The organism is Streptomyces sp. NPDC050485 (assembly GCF_044458185.1).
GTDB lineage: Bacteria > Actinomycetota > Actinomycetes > Streptomycetales > Streptomycetaceae > Streptomyces.
Map to the genome: position 1 here is coordinate 317,353 of NZ_JBITHR010000004.1, position 19,807 is coordinate 337,159.

Consider the following 19,807-nt stretch of genomic DNA (forward strand, 5'->3'; position numbering starts at 1 on the left):
GGGGTGGGCATGGTGGCGCCCGCCAATTCGATCACTGGAATTGGCGGGCGTGGCAACAGAATCCGTGATTCCGCGCGCCTGAACGCGTTACGGATCGTGACGGCGTTGCGGCCGGTGCTCAGGTGGCGGACCGGGACGTGTCGTCTACTTCTGGCGCGCCCGGGCGATGTCCATGGCTGTCGCCGCCGTATCCCGGTCGTCGCCGGCGCCCACCAGCAGGCTGCACACCAACGTCCGGAAGCACATGTCGGCGCCGTAGGGCTCGATGAGGTATCCGCCCAGTTCCAACGTGACGAGTCCGTGGACCCCGATCCACATCTGGTGGGCCACGCGCGCCGGGTCGTCGGTACGGAACCGGCCCGCCCGCATGCATCTGGTGACGGCGCCCACCAGGGTCTCCAGGGTGTAGCGGCCGTGCTGGCGTTCGTCGTCGGAGAGCGCGAAGCCGCCGAGGCTCGCTCCGCCGAACATGACCGAATACAGGTACCGATGCTCAAGGGCGTTGGCCCGGTACGCGTATCCGAGTGCCGCGACGTCGGCGACCGGGTCATCCGTCTGCGAGACCTCGGTCATCCGGTCGTTCAGGCGCCGGAAGCCCTCATGGACCACTGCTTTGACCAGGTCGTCCATACCGCCGAAATGCGTGTACACCGCGGTGGTGGACGTGCCCACGGCGGCGGCGAGCCGACGGGTGGACAGTGCGCCCGGCCCCTCCTCCTGGAGGATGCGCGCCGCGGCCACGATCAGATTCGCGCTCACTTCGGGGGCGGCTTTTCGAGGGCTCACCCTTGACATGGTGGCAGAGGAAACCGAGCATAACAATGTTACGTAACGCTGGTATGTGACGGAGGCGGGATGGGCGGCGCACCCAATTTCCAGGCAGGCAACTACCGACCGGTCTCCCGCGAAGTCACCGTGATCCAGCCGGAGGTGACGGGGCGACTGCCGGCCGGGCTCAACGGCACCTTCACCCGCATCGGACCCAACCCCCTGGGTCCCCCCGACGCGCGCCGCCACGCGTTCGAAGGGGCGCCCATGGTGCACGCCATCCGTATCCAGGACGGACGCGCGCAGTGGTATCGCAACAGGTGGCTGCGGACGGACCGGGTCTGCGCCCACTTGGGAGAACTGCCCACGCCGGGGCCCCGGCACGGCCTGTCCGACGATGCCGGGGGCAACCTCGTCCAGCACGCGGGGCGCATCCTCGCCCTCGGTGACGGCGGAGTGCTCCCGGTCCAGATCGGCACCGACCTGGCAACGACGGCCCGCGTCGACTTCGATGGAACGCTCGTCTCCGGATTCTCCGCCCACCCGGAGATCGATCCGCTCACCGGGGAGATGTTCGCGGTCGCCTACTATCACGAGCCGCCGTACGTCCTGTACTTGGTCATCGGCGCGGACGGCCGGGTACGCACCACCCTGCCGATCGCGGTGAAGAGCCCAACGATGATGCACGCCTTCTCGCTGACCGAACGCTACGCGGTCTTCTACGACCTGCCGGTCGCCTACGACCCGGCCACAGCAGCGAGCGGGTCGCGCGTCCCGTACCGGTGGCGAACGGACCACGATTCCAGGATCGGTGTGCTGCCGCGCGAGGCCACCGCGCCCGACGTGCTCTGGATGGACATCGACCCCTGCTACGTCTTCCACCCGCTCAACGCCTACGAAAGCTCGAACCGGATCGTCATCCACCTCGTCCGCCACCCGCGGGTCTTCGACCGCGAGCCCCTTCGGCCGGGCGAAACCGCCCCCACCCTCTGGCGATGGACGATCGACCCGCGCGGCGGCACCGTCGAGCAGGAGCAACTGGGAGAGCACGCCGAGGAATTCCCCAGGATCGACGACCGCTACAAGGGGTCGTACAACCGGTACGGTTTCGCGGTCGCCATGTCGCCGTGCGGGAGCGGAGGCCACCTCGCCGGCCCCGGCCTCCTGCGCCACGACCTCGCCCTGGGCCGCACCGACACCCACGAGTTCGGCCCCGGACGGGAGAGCGGGGAAGCGGTCTTCGTGCCGCGCGGCCACGATGCCCCCGAGGCGGACGGCTGGCTGCTGAGCCTCGTCCACGACGCGGCGGACGACCGCAGCGAACTGGTGGTTCTGGACACCGCCGACTTCACCGGAGAGCCGACGGCCGTCGTGCGGCTGCCGGTGCGCGTGCCGCACGGTCTGCACGCGCAGTGGATCGCGGGCTGACCGGCATCGCGGCCGCCGCCCGAGATCGGGTCAATCTGGAAGAAGGCGCGCGCCGCCGCGGTCCCTAGTCTCGTCTGGAGTGTCCGACCGGACGAGAGGAATGCCCGTGGCGTTGAAAGTGATCGGTCGTGCCCGGGGGGAGTTCGAGCATCCGGCAGCGTTCTGGTTCGGGGTGCTCGCGTCCGCCGTGGGCGTCGCGTTGCACCTGCCGATGTACTTCGGCGCGCGCGACATGCACTACTCGATGTCCGGCATGCACCCAGACGCCGCCATGACCACAGGCATGGCGCTCATCCTGGTCGGGCTGGCCGCGACGCTCTACGGTGTGCTGCCCGCGCGCGGAAGCGAGATCAGGAGGTCCGCGCGACGTATCCGCGTCACAGCCATCGACGACGCGCCCATCAGGGGCCAGCACATCGCCCTGCTCGTCGTCCTCGCCATCGCCATCACGATCGACGTCATGAAGCCGGCGACGCTGTCGTTCGTCGCGCCCGGTGTCGCCCAGGAGTACGGCCTGAAGTCCCCGGCCAACCCGCACGGGCACATCCCCGTCTCGTGGCTCCCGCTCTTCGGGATCAGCGGTACCGTCGTCGGCTCGTGGAGCTGGGGCTGGCTCGGCGACCGCATCGGGCGCCGCTCCTCGATCCTGCTCGCCGGAATCCTCTTCGTCACCACCTCCATCTGCGGAGCGATGCCCGGCTTCTACTGGAACCTGCTGATGTGCTTCCTGATGGGGCTCGGTGTCGGCGGCATGCTCCCGATCGCGTTCGCGCTGATGGCCGAGACGGTCCCCGCACGTCACCGGGGCTGGCTGATGGTCCTCATCGGCGGTGACATCGCCGGAGCCTACGTGGCCACGAGCTGGCTGGCCGGATGGCTCACCCCGACTTACAGCTGGCGCATCCTCTGGCTCATCGGCCTGCCCACGGGACTGCTGTTCATCGCGCTGAACCACTGGATCCCGGAATCCCCCCGCTATCTGATCGCCCGCGGCCGGGAAGAGGAAGCCGGAGCGATCATGGCCCGGTACGGTGCCGTGGTGCGGGAGGTCCCGACCGACGCCCAGGACGCCGAAGCACCGGTCCGCGGCAGCGCCCAGCGACTCCTGCGCCGCCCGTTCGCCGGTCCCACTCTCGCGATCACGGTCCTCGCCATTGGCACGGGCCTGGTCACGTACGGCTTCCAGCTGTGGGTCCCGACCAACCTGCAGCATCTCGGGTTCTCGGCGGTGAAATCGGACTACGTCGTGCGCAACGCGGCACTGCTCGGGCTCCCCTTCACGGTTCTGGTGGCGGTGGCGTACGGATGGTGGGGAAGCCGCAGGACGATCGTCACGCTCTCCCTCGCGTCGGCGCTCGCGCTGGGCGGCTTCGCGATCGCCGGCAACTCACTGGTCCACCATCACCTCGCGCTCTCGCTGCTGCTCGTGGTACCGCTGTCCGCCGTCAGTTCGGTGGCGGCGGTCGTCTCCGCGTACGCCGCCGAGATCTACCCCACGATGCTGCGCTCACGGGGTTCGGGCCTCGCGGCCGGCATGACCAAACTGGGCGGGGTACTGATCATCGCGATCGTCGTCGCCGCCACGAGCATTCCCTCGATCGCCCTGACCGCGGTGATCGGCGCGGTGCCGCTGCTCCTGGCGGCCGTCCTCTTCCTGTGGATCGGCCCCGAGACCAAGCGCCGCAAGCTGGAGGAGATCAGCGGCGAGCTGTTGGCCACCGGGGAAGCCGCCTAGTACGGCGCGCACCGCACCGCGACGGCCCGGCGCCTCAAGGCGCCGGGCCGTCGCGCGTGCCGCGTGCGTGGGAACCCTCAGTGCCAGGGTGCGGTCGGGAACCAGATGTAACCCAGCAGGTGCAGCAGGCGCACGTCCCAGTACACGACCGCGAACACACCGGCGACCAGGAAACCCGATGCCGTCAGCGCACTCACCCTGGCCGGCTCCGCCGCGAGCCAGCGCCCGGCCGGCCCCCGCAGGACGAGCGAGATCACCACGACGATCAGCGACATGACGACGATGTTCCCCAGCGACTGGAGCGCGAACGCCGCCGCCCCGTACAGCGGGTTGTGGTGCTGCGCCGCACTGCGGAACATTCGGCCGAACAGCGGGTACGGCCGCCCGATCAGGAAGGCTCCGATGAGCATGCCCATGAGGACCAGCGGCGCGTTGCGGAAGCGTCGGGCGACCGCAGCGAGCGGATCCGGCACGATGCCCGCGGCCGCGAGACCGAGCACGATCATGATGATGCCGATGACGCCGAAGTCGATCATCGCCTGGGCGATCCGCGGCGAGAGACCGGGGGAGTGGGTGGTGGAGAACTGCGGCATATGGGTGCCGAAGATTCCGACCAGGGCGCCGTAGAGGGCCGAGAGCGGCAGCATGCCGACGGCCAGCCAGCCGATCGGCCGTGCCACGCGGGCCAGTGACTCCCGCCGCGACAACGCGGATTCGCCGACCAGGGGACCCACCGCACCCAGCACCATCACGTTGCACGCGGTGAAGGACCCGGCCAGACCCGAGACGAAGGCGAAGACCACGCCCGACGCGATGCCGGCGATCGGGGTCGTGAGCGCATTGTGCCCGAGCATGGCATCCGCGGCGTTGAAACCGATCTGGTCGTCGGCCAGTGTCGGTGACCAGGCATACGCCAGCAGGAATCCGAGCAGGAAACCGACCGCGACGACGAGGGTTCGGCGGCGCGGAAAAAGTCCGTTGACGAACAGAGATGTCCCGGGCCGGGGAATCGCCGGTTTCTCGGCGACGGCATTGGTCATGAATATCCTCCCGGAAGGGTGATGCGGCCGCACGACACGGTCGTCAGCCGTGAGTCTCGGACCTCTTCGCCCATATCGCTTCTTCGACACTGCCCTCAATCGACCGTGCGTAGATCGGCATCCCCAGGACATCTCCAGGATTGCGCTTTCGGGTGCGGGAGATCTTGGTGACGGCAAGAGGAGAGAAGCCCCCACGCAGGTCCGACCGTCATCCTGGAGACGGCGAGAAGGCGCTGTCACGGCTACTCGGCGACGGACGACCGCGATTATGGGGGAACCCATGGGCACTCAGCGATATGAAGTGGCAATTCTCGGATCGGGAATCGGCGGCTCGATGCTCGCGTGCATCCTCGCCCGGCACGGAGTTTCGACGCTCCTGCTGGAAGGGGCGAGTCACCCGAGATTCACGATCGGCGAATCCCTGATTCCGGAGACGGGTCTGCGGATGCGCATCGTCGCCGACAAATACGGCGTGCCGGAGATCGGGTGGATCGGTACGTTCCACAAGCTGCGCAGGCACGTGAGCAGCAATTGCGGAGTGAAGCGCTCGTTCGGATTCATGTATCACCGTGCCGGCGAGGAGAACCGGCCCGAGGAGATCAACCAGTTCGGGACGCTCACGCCGCCCGTCGGCCCCGACTCGCATCTGTTCCGCCAGGACACCGATGCCTACCTCGCCGCGCTCTCGGTGACGTACGGGGCGACGTTCCACTCCCAGACCCGCATCGAGGCCATCGACTTCGGCGCCGACGAGGTCGAACTCCGCGCCACCTCGGGCGAGACATACCGCGCCAAGCTCCTCATCGACGCTTCGGGCATGCGGTCGATGGTCTCCGACCAACTCGGCATGCGCGACGAGGTGCCACGCTTCCGCACCGACACCCGCGCCATCTACACCCACATGATGGGCGTCAAGAGCACTGATCTGCTCCTCGACGCCAAAGACCGGCGCGACCTGATCTCACCGCTCGGCCAGTCCACCATGCATCACGTCTTCGACGGGGGCTGGATGTGGATCATCCCCTTCAGCAACCACCGCGCCGCGACCAACCCGCTGACCAGCGTGGGTCTGATGCTCGACCGGCGCAAGCACCCGGAGCCGCAGGGCACGCCCGAAGGGGAGTTCCGCCGGATCGCCTCGGCCTATCCGACGATCGCGCGGCACTTCGCCGAGGCGCGCGCCGCACGCCCGTGGGTCCGGTCGGGCCGTATCCAGTACTCCTCGCCCCACCTGACCGCGCCCCGCCTCATCCAGCTCCCCCACGCGGCCGACTTCATCGACCCCCTCTATTCCAGCGGGATGTCGGTGCTCGTCGCCGCGGTCGACATGATCGCCGAGTCGCTGCTCAAGGCCGTCGCGGAGAACGACTACGCCATCGAGCGGTTCAAGCCCATGGAGGACGTGGTCAACCGCGGTTTCGATCACTACGACACGGTCGTGTCGGGGTCCTTCGACTCGTTCGCCAGCTACGACACCTGGAACGCGTGGAACCGCAACTGGGTGATGGGCAGTCTGCTGGGCACGTTCGGCCCGCTCTCCCTGCTGATGCGCTACCACAAGACGAAGGACCGCTCCCACCTCGAGAAGACGACCGAGCCGAGCCGCATGGGAGTGCTCGGCAGCCACCTGCCGGGCGTCGTCGAGATGGCGCAGGCCTCACGCGGCTACATGGACGCCGCACTCGCGGGCGAGATCTCCTACGAACAGGCGAGCGAGCGCATCTTCGCCCGGTTCCGCGCGATCGACTTCCTGCCGCCCTACATGGGCTTCGGCGACCCCAAGAAGACCGCCACCGCGACGTTCACCCTGCTCCCCGGTGCCCGCCACGTCACGTGGTACCGGATGCACGGCGACCCGGTGTACCGGGACAACTGCACCTTCCCGCTGACGACGTACGCACGCGACGGTGCCGCCTTCGTGCTCGACGAGACGCGCGAGGCGTGGCGGCACAACTTCTCGGCGCTGCGCGACGTCCTCTTCGCGCGCAACAGCGACTGGCGGCATCCCGCGCCGGCGCTCGCCGCGCACCCAGAGCTCGTGACGTCGGCCACGGCGCCCACGTCTGATGCGCAGGAAGCGCCCGAACCCGACGGCGTCGAGTCCTCCAGGACCGAGGCGTCGCCGACCGCGACCGGCTGAGCGCCCCGGTGGAGACGCCCCGCACCTACGACCGATGTTTCGAGAGGAGATCGCCATGACGCTGAACAAGCGTCTTCGCCGGCTGGTGCCGGGCGTCCTGGCCGTGGCCGTCGCCACCACGCTGTTCTTCGGCGCGGACAGCGCGGTCAGCGTGTCCGAGGGTGCGCAGACCGCCGCCAAGTACACGTTCCACGAACTGCCCATCGCGCTGCCGCCCGGTTACGACAACCAGCACATGAACACGATCCGGCAGGTCAACCCGGCCTACCAGAAGATCCGTTCATGGATCTCGGCGGTCGGCGCCGGCGTCGCCATCAACGACGTCACCGGCCACGGGCGCGCCGACGGCATGTGTCTCGTCGACACCCGGACCAACAAGGTGATCGTGACGCACACGCCCACCGCGCCGGCGGCCGACCGGTTCACGCCGTTCACCCTGGACGCGGCGCCGCTGCCGTACGACGACACGATGGCGCCGACCGGCTGCGCGGCAGGAGACTTCACGGGCGACGGCCGCATGGGCTTCCTCGTGACGTACTGGGGACGGACCCCGATCCTGTTCCTGCCGAAGTCGACCGCCACGACGCCCTCGCCGAGCGCGTACGTGCCGCAGGAGCTCGTGGCCTCGCAGTCACCCGACGGCACGTACCACGGGCCGCGCTGGAACACCGACGCCGTGTACATCGCGGACCTCGACGGCAGCGGACACCCCTCGATCATCGTCGGCAACTACTTCCCCGACTCGGACGTGCTGGACCCGCACGGCCTGAAGAACGTGGCGATGACCAACAGCCTCTCCTCCGGCAACAACGCCGGCGGCGACCACGTACTGCGCTGGCACGATGCCGCCTCGGGCGCCCACCCGAGCGCCCGTTACGTCGAGGAGAAGGACGCGATCCCCTTCCAGATCTCGACCGGCTGGACGCTCGCGATCTCGGGGGCCGACCTCACCGGTGACGGTCTGCCGGAGGCCTACATCGCCAACGACTTCGGCCACGGCCACCTCCTGTACAACCAGTCCACCCCCGGCCACATCAAGTTCACCGAAGCCAAGGGCGTGCGGACAGGCACGACTCCCAAGTCGTTCGTGCTCGGAAACGGCTCTTTCAAGGGGATGGGCGTCGACTTCGCCGACCTCAACAGCAACGGCCGCTTCGACTTCTTCGTCAGCAACATCAACGTCGCCTGGGGCCTGCAGGAGAGCAATCTGCTGTTCATCAACCACGCTGCGGACCAGGCCGACATGACGAAACAGCTCAGCAAGGGCGTCGCCCCGTTCGAACAGGAGGCCCAGCAGTACGGCCTGGCGTGGACCGGCTGGTGCTGGGACGTCAAGGCGGGGGACTTCCTCAACCAGGGCGAGCAGGACGTGATCCAGACCGACGGCTTCGTCAAGGGCACCAACAACCGGTGGAACTGGCTCCAGGAGGCGGCCACCGAGAACGACGACCTGCTGAGCAACCCGGCGATGTGGCCCAACTTCCAGCCCGGTGACGACGTCTCCGGCCACGAGGCCCTCGCCTTCTACGCCAAGAACTCCAGCGGCACCTACGTCAACGTGAGCTCCCGGCTGGGCCTCGCGGAGCCGACCCCGACCCGAGCCGTCGCCACCGGCGACACCACCGGCACCGGCACCCTGGACTTCGCCGTGGCACGGCAGTGGGGACCGCCGGCGTTCTACGCCAACCAGGCGCCGGACCGCGGCAACGCACTCGAACTCAAGCTGTACCGCCCCTCCACCGACCCGAGCGGCACCGGCAAGGGTCTGGAAGGCATCGGCGCGCCCGCGTACGGCGCCACGGTCCAGATCACCACACCGCAGGGCACGCAGATCTCCCAGCTCGACGGCGGCGGCGGCCATGTCGGTTTCCGCAGCTTCGACGTCCACTTCGGGATCGGTTCCTACCGCGGCCCCGTGTCCGCCCGCGTTCAGTGGCGTGACGTCGACGGAGGCCTCCACCAGCAGACGCTGAAGCTCGACCCCGGCGTCCACACCTTCATGCTGACCGGCACCGCCCAGGAGGTTTCGAGCCGATGACCGCCGTCGCGCACCCCTCTCCGGCAGACACCGCTCCACCGAGCGCCGCCGTCAAGCCCCCCAAGCCGAAGCCCGATCCCAGGTATCTCGCGCTGCGCAACTTCGCCATGTCGATCACCGCCTTCAACGTGTTCGGCTACACCCTGCTCGGCTTCGAACAGCCCTACCTGTGGCCGGTCTTCGCCCTGCTGATGGCGTACGCGACGGAGATCACGTTCGAACTGATCAGTGCGTGGGCGTACCAGCGGCGGCCGCGGTTCCTCGGCGGGGGGCCGCGCGGCCTCTACGAGTTCCTGCTGCCGTCGCACATCACAGCTCTCGCCGTGAACATGCTGCTCTACGCCAACAACCAGATCCTGCCGGTCCTGTTCGGGGTGTTCGTCGGAGTCGCCGGCAAGCACGCGTTCCAGGCGCCGGTCAACGGGCGGCTGCGGCACTTCATGAACCCGTCCAACTTCGGCATCACGATGACGCTCGTCTGCTTCGGCTGGGTCAGCATCGCGCCGCCCTACGAGTTCACCGAGAACGCGAACACCTTCTTCCGAATCATGATCGCGATCATCATCGCGACGGCCGGCACCGTCCTCAACACCATGCTCACCCGCAAGGTCCCGCTGATCGTGGGCTGGATGGGCGGCTTCGCCATCCAGGCCTTCGTACGGCACGGCATCTGGGACGTCGCACTGTTCTCCGCGCTGGGCTCGATGACCGGGGTCGCGTTCGTGCTCTTCACCAACTACATGATCACCGACCCTGGTACGACGCCGATGAAGGGGCGCGCCCAGTTCATGTTCGGCGGCTCCGTCGCGTTCGTCTACGGGGCCCTGATGCAACTCAACGTCACCTACACCCTCTTCATCGCCCTCGTGATCGTCTGCGCTGCCCGCGGCGTCGGCTGGTGGGGCGCGTCCCTCATCCAGCGCCTGCGGTCCCGGCGCACACCCGACACCACGGCGATGAGCCAGGAAATCCCGGCCCAGGCGCTGGAGACCACGGACGCGGGGGCGATACGGGCATGAGCAGTCACCGGATTGCGGTCGTCGGCGTCGCCTGCCGCTACCCCGACGCGGACTCGCCCGAGCAGCTGTGGCAGAACGTCCTCGCCGGCCGGCGCGCGTTCCGACGGCTGCCGGACGAGCGCATGAACCTCGACGACTACTACTCACCCGACCGGGCGGCCCCCGACCGCTTCTACACGCGCAAGGCCGCCGTCCTGGAGGGATTCGATTTCGACCGCGTCGGCTACCGGATCGCGGGCAGCACCTTCCGGTCCACGGACATGACCCACTGGCTGGCCCTGGACACCGCGGCGCGCGCCCTGCGCGACGCGGGCTTCCCCGACGGCGACGGGCTGCCGCGGTCAGCCACCGGCGTGGTGATCGGCAACAGCCTGACAGGCGAGTTCAGCCGCGCCAACCTCATGCGGCTGCGCTGGCCCTACGTGCGCCGCACGGTCGGCGCCGCCCTGCGCGAGCAGGGCTGGGACGACGCCGCGCTCGGCGCCTTCCTGGCCGGCCTCGAAAAGCGTTACAAGGGCCCCTTCCCCCCGATCGACGAGGACACCCTGGCCGGAGGTCTCGCCAACACCATCGCCGGCCGCGTCTGCAACCACTTCGACTTCCACGGCGGCGGCTTCACGGTCGATGGTGCCTGCTCCTCCTCGCTGCTGTCGGTGGCCACCGCGGCCAACGCCCTGGCGACCGGCCAGCTGGAGGTGGCCGTCGCGGGCGGCGTGGACCTGAGCATCGACCCCTTCGAGGTCATCGGCTTCGCCAAGACCGGCGCGCTCGCCACCGGCGAGATGCGCGTGTACGACCGCGGCTCCAACGGATTCTGGCCCGGAGAAGGCTGCGGCATGCTCGTGCTCATGCGCGACGAGGACGCGATCGCGCAAGGCCTGCGCCGGTACGCCGTGCTCGCCGGCTGGGGCTACTCCTCCGACGGCAAGGGCGGCATCACCCGTCCCGAGGCCGCGGGACACCGGCTCGCGCTGCGGCGTGCCTACGAGGTGGCCGGCTACGGCATCGAGACCGTCGCCTACCTCGAAGGCCACGGCACCGGCACCGCCGTCGGCGACGCGACCGAACTGCGCGCGTTCAGCGAAGCGCGTCGCGCCGCCGACCCCGCGGCGCCCCCCGCGGCGATCAGCACCATCAAGGGGAACATCGGCCACACCAAGGCAGCCGCCGGCGTCGCCGGTCTCATCAAGGCGATCCTCGCCGTGCACCACGAGGTCATTCCGCCGGCCACCAGCCACGTCGACCCCCACCCCGAACTGACGGGGGAGCGGCCGGCGTTGCGCGTCCCGCTCGCACCCGAGCCGTGGCCGGCCGGCCACCCCATCCGCTCCGGCGTCTCGGCGATGGGCTTCGGAGGCATCAACGCTCACGTCGTGGTGGAGCACGCCGACAGCGCGCCGGACGCCGGGCTCGGGCCGGAGGTCGAGGCACTGGCCCGGTCACGGCAGGACGTCGAGCTGCTTCTCGTCGATGCCGAGGACTTCGCTTCGTTGCGCGGACGGATCGCGCAGCTGGCCGACGTGTGCGGCCGGCTCTCGTTCGCCGAACTCGGGGACCTCGCCGCCACACTCGAACACGAGCTGGGCGACCGCCCCTTCCGCGCCGCGATCGTGGTCGGCGACCCCGAGGAGGCCGGGCGACGCTTCGACTCGCTCCTGACGATGCTCGACAACGGCGCGCGATCCGTCCTCGACACCGAGCGCGGCGTCTTCGCGGGCACGTCCGCCCGGCCGCCGCGGATCGGATTCCTCTTCTCCGGACAGGGCGCCGGCCGGCGCGGCGACGGGGGCGCGCTGCGGCGGCGTTTCGCCGACGTCGACGAGCTCTACCGCACGTCGGCCACGGTCCCCGGCGCCGATCCGGTCGCCACCGAGAACGCCCAGCCGAGAATCGTCACCTCGTCCGTCGCGGGCCTGCGCACGCTGGCGTCGCTCGGCATCACGGCTGTCACCGCCGCGGGTCACAGCCTGGGCGAACTGACCGCGCTGCACTGGGCGGGAGCGCTGGACGAGGCGGCCGTGCTGCGCGCCGCCGCGGCCCGCGGCCGCATCATGGCCCGGGCGAGCGCCGGCGGCGGCACCATGGCGAGCATCGTCGCCCCACCGGAGACGGTCCTCCCGCTCCTCGCCGGCGAGCCGGTCGTGGTCGCCGGTTACAACAGCCCGCGGCAGACGGTCGTCAGCGGGCCTGCCGCCGCCGTCAAGCGCGTGTGCGACCGCGCCACCGGCCAGGGCCTGTCAGCCATCGGGATTCCGGTCTCGCACGCGTTCCACTCCGAGGCCGTCGCCCCGGCGGCCACCGCGTTCCGCGACCACCTGCGCGGCGAGCGCTTCGCGCCCCTCACCCGGGCCATGGTCTCCACCGTCACCGGCGCCGCCCTGCCGGCCGCAACCGATGTGCCCGAACTGCTGACCCGTCAGGTGCTCGAACCGGTGCGTTTCACCGAAGCGGTCCACACGATGGCCAAGGAGGTCGACCTCTTCATCGAGGTAGGGCCCGGCCAGATCCTGCGCCGGCTCGCGGCGGAGATCGCCCCCGCCGTGCCCGCGGTGTCGCTGGAGGCCGACAGCATGTCGCTCTCCGGCCTGTTGCACGCGGTCGGCATCGCCTACGCGCTCGGCGCTCCCGTACGCCACGATCTGCTCTTCCGCGGTCGCTTCACGCGGCCGCTCCCCATCGACAAGACGCTGCGCTTCCTGGCCAGCCCCTGTGAATCGGCACCGGACAACGAGCTGCCCGCCCTCGCGGCCCCCCAGGCCGAGCCGGCTTCCCAGGAGCAGGCTCGCCAAGCGCCGGCGAACGGGGACGAGGCGGACACGGTGGACGTACTGCGGCGGCTCGCCGCCGAGCGGGCCGAGCTGCCCCTGGAGGCGGTGAGCGCGCAGAGCAACCCCATCGACGAGCTCCACCTCAGCTCGATCACCGTCGGACAGATCGTCACCCAGGCCTCGCGGGAACTCGGGCTTGCCGCGCCCCTGGCCACCTCGGCGTTCGCGACGTCGACCCTCGCCCAACTCGCCGCCATGCTGGACGAGTTGGGCGAGACCGCCCGCTCCGGGGAGCAGGACACCACGCCCGACATCACCGGCGCCGGTCCCTGGGTGCGGGCGTTCTCCGTCGAACTCCTGCCCGCCGAAGCCGGGCGGGCGGTCGCTCCGCCGGCGGTCGGCGACTGGCAGCTGTTCGCCACGGACCGCCACCCGATCGCGCCCGCCCTGCACGCCGCGCTGCGGCGGGCCAGGCTCGGTTCCGGGGTACTGCTGTGCCTGCCGCAGGACTGCGCCGAGAGCCACGTTCCGCTGATGCTGGCCGCCGCCCGCGCCGCCCTCTCACCCGGCGCGCCCGGACGCCTCGTCGTCGTCGGCGAGCGGCGCGGTGCGGCCGGGCTCGCCAAGACGCTCCACTTGGAGGCCCCCGCCGTCGCCACGACCCTGGTCACGCTGCCTCTGACCGGGCCGATACCGGCCGGGCTCGTGAAGGACGTCGTCGCCGACGTCGCCGCGACCTCGGGCTTCAGCGAGACCGTGTACGACGCCGCCGGCGTGCGCCACATCCCGCTGCTCCGCCCGTTGCCGGCGCGCGACGAATCCGGCGGATCCCGCGCCCTCGACGCGCAGGACGTGCTCCTGGTGACCGGCGGCGGCAAGGGCATCACCGCCGAGTGCGCGCTCGACCTGGCGCGCACCACCGGCGCGGCCGTCGCGCTCATGGGCCGCTCCGACCCGGAGACCGACCAGGAGCTCGCGGCGAACCTGGAGCGTATGGCCCGCGCGGGCGTCAGCCACAGGTACGTGCGCGCGGACATCACGTCCGCGGACGAGGTCAAGGCCGCGGTCCAGGAGGTCCGCCGGACCCTGGGGCCGGTGACGGCGGTCCTGCACGGCGCCGGGCGCAACGTGCCGCACGCGCTCGCCGACCTCGACGAGTCGTCCTTCCGCCGTACCCTCGCACCGAAGGTCACGGGCCTGGAGACCGTGCTCGCTGCCACCGATCCGGCCACGCTGCGGCTCCTGGTCACCTTCGGCAGCATCATCGGCCGGGCGGGGCTGCGCGGTGAAGCGGACTACGCCACGGCCAACGACTGGCTCACCGACCTCACGTACCGGATCCAGGAGGAGTATCCGAACTGCCGCTGCCTCGCCCTCGAATGGTCGGTCTGGTCGGGTACCGGCATGGGCGAGCGCCTGGGCGTGCTGGAGTCGCTGATGCGCGAGGGCATCCAGCCGATCCCGCCGCAGGAGGGCGTCGCCGTCCTCAGGCGTCTGCTCGCCGACCCGCACGTGCCCACCTCGGTCGTGGTCATGGGCCGCGCCGAGAACCTGCCCACCCTCGCGCTGGAGCCGCGCGAACTGCCGCTGCTGCGCTTCGTCGACCGGCTACAGGTGCACTATCCCGGAGTCGAGCTCGTCGTCGACGCGGACCTCTCCGCGGCCGACGACCCCTACCTCGCGGACCACCTGCTCGACGGCGATCTGCTCTTTCCGGCCGTGTTCGGCATGGAGGCCATGGCTCAGGCGGCCGTCGCACTCACCGGCCGGTCCGGTCCCTGCGTGTTCGAGGACGTCGAGTTCCTGCGTCCCGTGGTCGTCCCCGTCGACGGCAGGACCACGATCCGGGTGGCCGTCCTCGCTACCGACGAGGGCACGGTTCAGGCGATGGTACGCAGCGACGAGACCGCCTTCCAGGCGGACCATTTCCGGGCCACGCTCCGCTTCGGCAGGCCCGAGCCCCTGGACACGGCGTCCGCACCGCCCACCGCCCCGTACCTGCCGCTCGTGCCGAAGGAGGACCTCTACGGCCCGGTGCTCTTCCAGGGCGGCCGCTTCCAACGGCTGCTGGGCTACCACGCTCTGGCCGCGCGGCACTGCGTGGCCGACGTCTCCAACACGGTCGGCCAACCGTGGTTCGGCGGGTTCATGCCGTCCGGCCTCGTCCTCGCCAACCCCGGCACGCGTGATGCGCTCATGCACGCGATCCAGTGCTGCGTGCCCGACGCGACCCTGCTGCCGGCCGCAGTGGAGCGTCTCCACCTCGCCGATCCGGCCCGCACGGGCCCACTCGACCGGGTCACCCTCCACGCGGCCGAGCGCTCCCGCGACGGCGACACCTACGTGTACGACCTCGACGTCCGCGACCCGGCGGGCACGCTCGTCGAACGCTGGGAAGGGCTGCGGCTCCAGGCGGTCCGCAAGCAGGACGGCGCGGGACCGTGGACACCGATGCTGCTCGGTCCCTACCTGGAGCGCCGGTGCCCGACCGTGCTGCCGGCCGCACCTCGGATGGCCGTGTGGCCGGACGGGGGCGAGGCCGTCAAGGACGTGGCGGGCCGACGCAGGCGAACCGCGCAGGCGCTCGGCCTCGCGCTCGGCCGTGAACCGTCCCTCGGCTACCGGCCGGACGGCAAGCCGGAGGCGGACGGAGGGGTCCACGTCTCCTCCTCGCACGGCGCAGGCGTGACCTTCGTGATGGCCGCGCGACAAGCGGTGGGCTGCGACGTCGAGGAAGCAGTGGAGCGTCCGGCACGGGAGTGGGGCGACCTGCTCGGCCCGGAGGGACTGGCGCTGGCCGAACTCATCGCCGGCGAGCGGGACGAGGATCTGTCGATCGCCGCCACCCGCGTCTGGGGCGCGCAGGAATGCCTCCGTAAGACGGGGCACGCCCGCGCCCAGCCGGTCGAGATCTCCGAGCCGACGACAGACCGGTGGGTGGTACTGCGCTCGGGCGACGCCCGGATCGCGACGTTCCCCACGACGCTGCGTGGGCGCACCGCTCCGGTGGTCTTCACGATGCTGACCGAGATGAAGGAGAGCGGCGAATGACCTTGCGACCGTACTACGAATACCGGCACCTCGTAGGGTTCGAGGAGACCAACCTCGTCGGCAACGTCTACTACGTCAACTACCTTCGATGGCAAGGGCGTTGCCGCGAGATGTTCCTGCTGGAACACGCCCCCGACGTCATCGACGAAATCCGCGACGACCTCAAGCTGTTCACCCTCAGGTGTGAATGCGAGTTCCTGGCGGAGATCACCGCGTTCGACGAACTGTCGATCCGCATGCGCCTGGTGGACCTGACGCAGACCCAGCTCGAATTCGCCTTCGACTATGTGCGGTTGCGTGGCGAACTGGAGGACGTGGTCGCCCGGGGGCGGCAGCGGGTGGCGTGCATGCGCGGCCCCAACGCCGACACCCGCCCGGCCAAGGTGCCCGCAACGCTGCGCAAGGCCCTGGAGCCCTACGCCACGGTCGCGCCGGCGACGCAGCCGCGCGTACTCGCCCACATCGTGAACGGTGATTGACGCCATGGGCCCTACCGACCAGACATCCCCCACGGGACTTGCGACACCGGGCCCGCACGTGCCGGGCGGCGGCGCGAACCGGAACAGCGGCCTCGGCCACCAGGGCATGCGCCGTGTGCTGGGCCGGTTCACCACCGGCGTCACCGTCGTGACGACCGGCGGTGCGACACCGCACGGCATGACCGCCAACTCGTTCACGTCGGTGTCGCTGAGTCCGCCGCTCGTGCTCATCTGCGTACTCCGTCAGGCAGCCATGCACGAGGCCGTCCTCGACCGGAAGTCCTTCGCAGTGTCGGTGCTTTCGGAACGCCAGGAGGAACTGGCCGGTTACTTCGCCGACCGCCGGCGCCCCCGCGGGCTCCAACAGTTCGCCCCCGTCGCCTGGTCACCGGGCTCCTTCACCGGATCCCCGCTCATAGCGGACGCCATCGCCTGGCTCGAGTGCTCCCTGACGGCCACCTACGACGGCGGTGACCACTCCATCTTCCTCGGTGAAGTCCTCGACATGGGGCTCCGGGACGAGCACGACGCCCTGCTGTTCTACAACGGCGCCTTTCACGGGCTGCGTACCAAGGAGACATGAGACGCCGGGCGCCGCACCGGCACCGCCAGGGGCCCGGGCCGCTCAGGGCCGCAGGGCCACCTTGCCGACCGTGGCGCGCGCCTCCAGTTCCGCCAGCGCCTTCGGACCGTCGGCGAGATCATGGACAGTGGGTCGGCCGGGGGTGAGCACACCGGCGGCGATGAGCGCGAACAGTTCCCCCATCACCTCACCGAAGATCTGCGGCGCGGACTGGATCAGCACCCCGATGTTCAGGCCGATCACATGGACTTGATGGCGGTACACCAGATCCCAGTTGCTCAGCTCCGCCTCACCGGCGGGCAGGCCCGTTACCACGACCCGTCCGACGACGCGCTTCGCCGCGGCCAGGCTGGCACCGAAGGTGGCGCCGCCGACCGACTCCACCACCAGATCCACGCCGGTGGCACCGGTCAACGCCAGTACCTCGGCCGCGAGGTCGGGGCTGCGCGAGTCCAGGACGTGATCGGCGCCCAGGGCGCGCACCGTCTCGTGCTTGCCCGGTGAGGCGGTTGCGATCACCGTCGCGCCGTAGTGCTTGGCCATCTTCACCGCGGCCTGGCCGGTCCCTCCGGCGGCGGCGTGGATCAGTACGGTCTGCCCGCCGGAGATGCCGCCCAGCGGTTTGAGCGCGGCAAGCGCGGTGGGCCAGTTGACCACCATCCCCAGTGCCTGCTCGTCGTCCCAGCCCTCCGGCACGGGCAGGGCCGCGGCCGCGGGCAGCACCATGTACTCCGCGAAAGCGCCGTATCCGACGCCGATGACGTGCTGGCCGAGCTGTACGCCGCTCACCGCCTCGCCCAGAGCGACGATTTCGCCGGCGGCCTCGAAGCCGGCCAGGTACGGCGGTCGCGGGCCGTTGTGGAAGGTGCCGCGGGACTGCGACACGTCGGCGAAGTTGACACCGGCGGCGGTGACGCGGATCAGGACCTCGCCCGGGCCCGGCTGTGGTACGGGTGCGTCGGAGATGAGGCGAAGGTCCTGTGGTCCGCTGAGCGACGTCTGCTGCAAGGCTCGCATCGTGGGGGGAACGTTCATCATAAGTGGCTTCCTTGTCCAGGGAGTCCTGAGAGGAAGCGGACATTACTACGCATCTTTGAGGAACTTCCGCACGTCTCCCGTGACTTCACCCGTTCATGTGGGTCTCGGAAGACGACGTTCCGCGGAGCGGCCGTGGCGGGTCAATGACCGCGGGGCCGAGTCGGATGCTGCCTGCTGTCAGGAGGGTGCCCCCACACTCGGGCAGCGGTGTACTCGGGCCCGGCAGCCCGGGGTTCAGGCACCCTCGGTTGTGGAGTCGGCGCTCGCACGCGGGCCGTGGAATACCGCCCATGCCCGCTGTCGCTCCGTCTCCTCCTCGGTCACCACGATGCGCGGCATGGCGTAGCGCAGGATCGGCGGTGCCATCAGCGACGTGGTGATCGCGACCAGGATCACGATGGTGTACGTGGTCGTATCGAGGACGCCGACACGGAGTCCGACCGCGGCCACGACGATCTGGATCACCCCGCGGGCATTCATCCCGCCGGCGAGGGCCAGCGCCTCCCAGCGGGTCAACTTGCTGGTCAGCGCGCCCAGATACGCGCCGGCGAACTTGCCGATCACCGCGATCAGGACCGCGGCGACCGCGGCGAGCAGCGGGACCGCATGGGACAGGACGGTCAGGTCCACCCGGAGTCCCGCCGTGGCGAAGAACAGGGGGGCCAACACCGACGCCACTACTGCCCGCAGGGGCGCGAGGCGGACGAGATCCGCCGTGTTGACCGAGCCGATGACCAGGCCGCCGAGGAAGGCTCCGAACGCCGCCTCGAAGCCCATGGCCTGGGTCGCGGCCGCACTCAGCACGATGGTCACGACCGCGGTCGCGATCGTCGGCCCGTTCTCGGGTGACCGCCGGCACCGTGCGAGGGCGCGACGGACGAGAGGGCGAACGACGGTCGCCGTCACCAGCACGGCGATGGCGAGCAGTCCCACCGAGGACGCCACCGCCCCGGCGCGCACGCCGACGGTGGCCATCGCGGAGACGACCGACAGCAGCAGCCATCCGATCACGTCGTCGACCACGCCCGCGGCGATCGTCAATTGTCCGATGGTGCGGTGCAGCAGGTTCATGTCCGAGAGCGTCTTCGCGATGACCGGCAGGGCGCTCACGCACATCGCGACACCGACGAAGAGCGCGAAGGTCACCCGGTCCGTCGAGCCGCTCAGGAGCGAGCGCGGCGCCAACGCCCCCGCGACGCTGCCCACGGCCAGCGGGATCACCAGTCCGGCGAGACCGACGCGGAGCGCGACGGTTCCCTTGCGCCGCACAAGCCCGAGATCGACCGCCACACCGGTGACGCCGACGAGCAGCACCACGCCGATCTGCCCGATCGCGTCGAGGAGATTGAACTGCGCGGCGGTGCGGGGAAAGAGCCACGCGGACGCGTACGGCAGGAGATGGCCGAGCACTGTGGGCCCGAAGAGCACCCCGGCGCACAGTTCCCCCACGACGGCCGGCATTCCGAAGCGGTCGGCCAGCCGCCCGAGCAGAAGTGCGGTGCAGAGCAGCAGCCCGACCTGCAGGAGGAGGACGAGCAGCGCATGCGCACCGATCGAGGGCGGTGGGGCCACGGCGGTCTCCTTACGCAACGCAGCGGGGTGAGTGGGCGAGCCTGCGGCCGGGACCGCGGCGGCGCACCGTGCGGCCCCGCCCCAGGGTGCAGTGCTGTGGGCGGGCTCGCTTCTCCTGGCGTGCCCAGCGTGATCAGGGGCCGTGACG

The 19,807-nt window shown here is 70.2% G+C and carries 12 protein-coding genes; 8 read left to right on the forward strand and 4 right to left on the reverse strand.

Annotation, left to right across the window (positions count from 1 at the left end; genetic code table 11):
- Positions 1-144: 144 nt before the first annotated feature.
- Complete coding sequence (locus ACIBK6_RS10740) at positions 145-795, reverse strand: TetR/AcrR family transcriptional regulator (protein ID WP_399050679.1); 651 nt, start codon at positions 793-795, stop codon at positions 145-147.
- Between the two features lie 60 nt (positions 796-855).
- Between ACIBK6_RS10740 and ACIBK6_RS10745 the strand changes: the two genes are divergently transcribed.
- Together ACIBK6_RS10745 and ACIBK6_RS10750 are read left to right on the forward strand one after the other, a co-directional pair.
- Complete coding sequence (locus tag ACIBK6_RS10745) at positions 856-2,196, forward strand: carotenoid oxygenase family protein (RefSeq protein WP_399050681.1); 1,341 nt, start codon at positions 856-858, stop codon at positions 2,194-2,196.
- A 106-nt stretch (positions 2,197-2,302) separates the two neighbouring features.
- Positions 2,303-3,931 carry an MFS transporter gene (locus ACIBK6_RS10750; RefSeq protein WP_399050683.1) on the forward strand — a complete coding sequence of 543 codons (1,629 nt, stop codon included), beginning with the start codon at positions 2,303-2,305 and terminating at the stop codon, positions 3,929-3,931.
- A gap of 77 nt (positions 3,932-4,008) precedes the next feature.
- Here the strand turns inward: ACIBK6_RS10750 and ACIBK6_RS10755 are convergent, their stop codons facing one another.
- Complete coding sequence (locus ACIBK6_RS10755; protein ID WP_399050685.1) at positions 4,009-4,971, reverse strand: hypothetical protein; 963 nt, start codon at positions 4,969-4,971, stop codon at positions 4,009-4,011.
- Positions 4,972-5,272: 301 nt separating this feature from the next.
- Here ACIBK6_RS10755 and ACIBK6_RS10760 point away from each other — a divergent pair, with 301 nt between their 5' ends.
- Genes ACIBK6_RS10760 through ACIBK6_RS10785 form a run of 6 tightly spaced genes read left to right on the forward strand, consistent with a single transcriptional unit; the run spans position 5,273 to position 17,049 of the window.
- Positions 5,273-7,111 (forward strand): NAD(P)/FAD-dependent oxidoreductase, encoded by a 1,839-nt coding sequence (locus ACIBK6_RS10760; RefSeq protein ID WP_399050687.1) that lies wholly within the window; start codon positions 5,273-5,275, stop codon positions 7,109-7,111.
- Between the two features lie 55 nt (positions 7,112-7,166).
- Entirely contained in the window at positions 7,167-9,149 is a 1,983-nt protein-coding gene (locus ACIBK6_RS10765; protein WP_399050689.1) for an FG-GAP-like repeat-containing protein, read from the forward strand.
- Positions 9,146-10,168: an enediyne biosynthesis protein gene (locus ACIBK6_RS10770; protein ID WP_399050691.1), complete on the forward strand. Its 1,023-nt coding sequence runs from the start codon at positions 9,146-9,148 to the stop codon at positions 10,166-10,168. Before ACIBK6_RS10765 ends, ACIBK6_RS10770 begins: the two co-directional genes overlap by 4 nt.
- Complete coding sequence (locus tag ACIBK6_RS10775; protein ID WP_399050693.1) at positions 10,165-15,987, forward strand: SDR family NAD(P)-dependent oxidoreductase; 5,823 nt, start codon at positions 10,165-10,167, stop codon at positions 15,985-15,987. Before ACIBK6_RS10770 ends, ACIBK6_RS10775 begins: the two co-directional genes overlap by 4 nt.
- On the forward strand, positions 15,984-16,466 hold the full coding sequence (locus ACIBK6_RS10780; RefSeq protein WP_399050695.1) for an acyl-CoA thioesterase: 483 nt from the start codon (positions 15,984-15,986) through the stop codon (positions 16,464-16,466). Before ACIBK6_RS10775 ends, ACIBK6_RS10780 begins: the two co-directional genes overlap by 4 nt.
- A 4-nt stretch (positions 16,467-16,470) precedes the next feature.
- Positions 16,471-17,049 carry a flavin reductase family protein gene (locus ACIBK6_RS10785; protein ID WP_399050697.1) on the forward strand — a complete coding sequence of 193 codons (579 nt, stop codon included), beginning with the start codon at positions 16,471-16,473 and terminating at the stop codon, positions 17,047-17,049.
- Between the two features lie 42 nt (positions 17,050-17,091).
- Here the strand turns inward: ACIBK6_RS10785 and ACIBK6_RS10790 are convergent, their stop codons facing one another.
- Positions 17,092-18,066, reverse strand: coding sequence for an NADPH:quinone oxidoreductase family protein (locus ACIBK6_RS10790; RefSeq protein WP_399050992.1), 975 nt, complete (start codon positions 18,064-18,066; stop codon positions 17,092-17,094).
- A gap of 255 nt (positions 18,067-18,321) precedes the next feature.
- The gene (locus tag ACIBK6_RS10795) at positions 18,322-19,659 is read right to left on the reverse strand and encodes a cation:proton antiporter (protein ID WP_399050699.1); all 1,338 of its coding nucleotides are present in this window, start codon (positions 19,657-19,659) and stop codon (positions 18,322-18,324) included.
- Between the last annotated feature and the right edge of the window lie 148 nt (positions 19,660-19,807).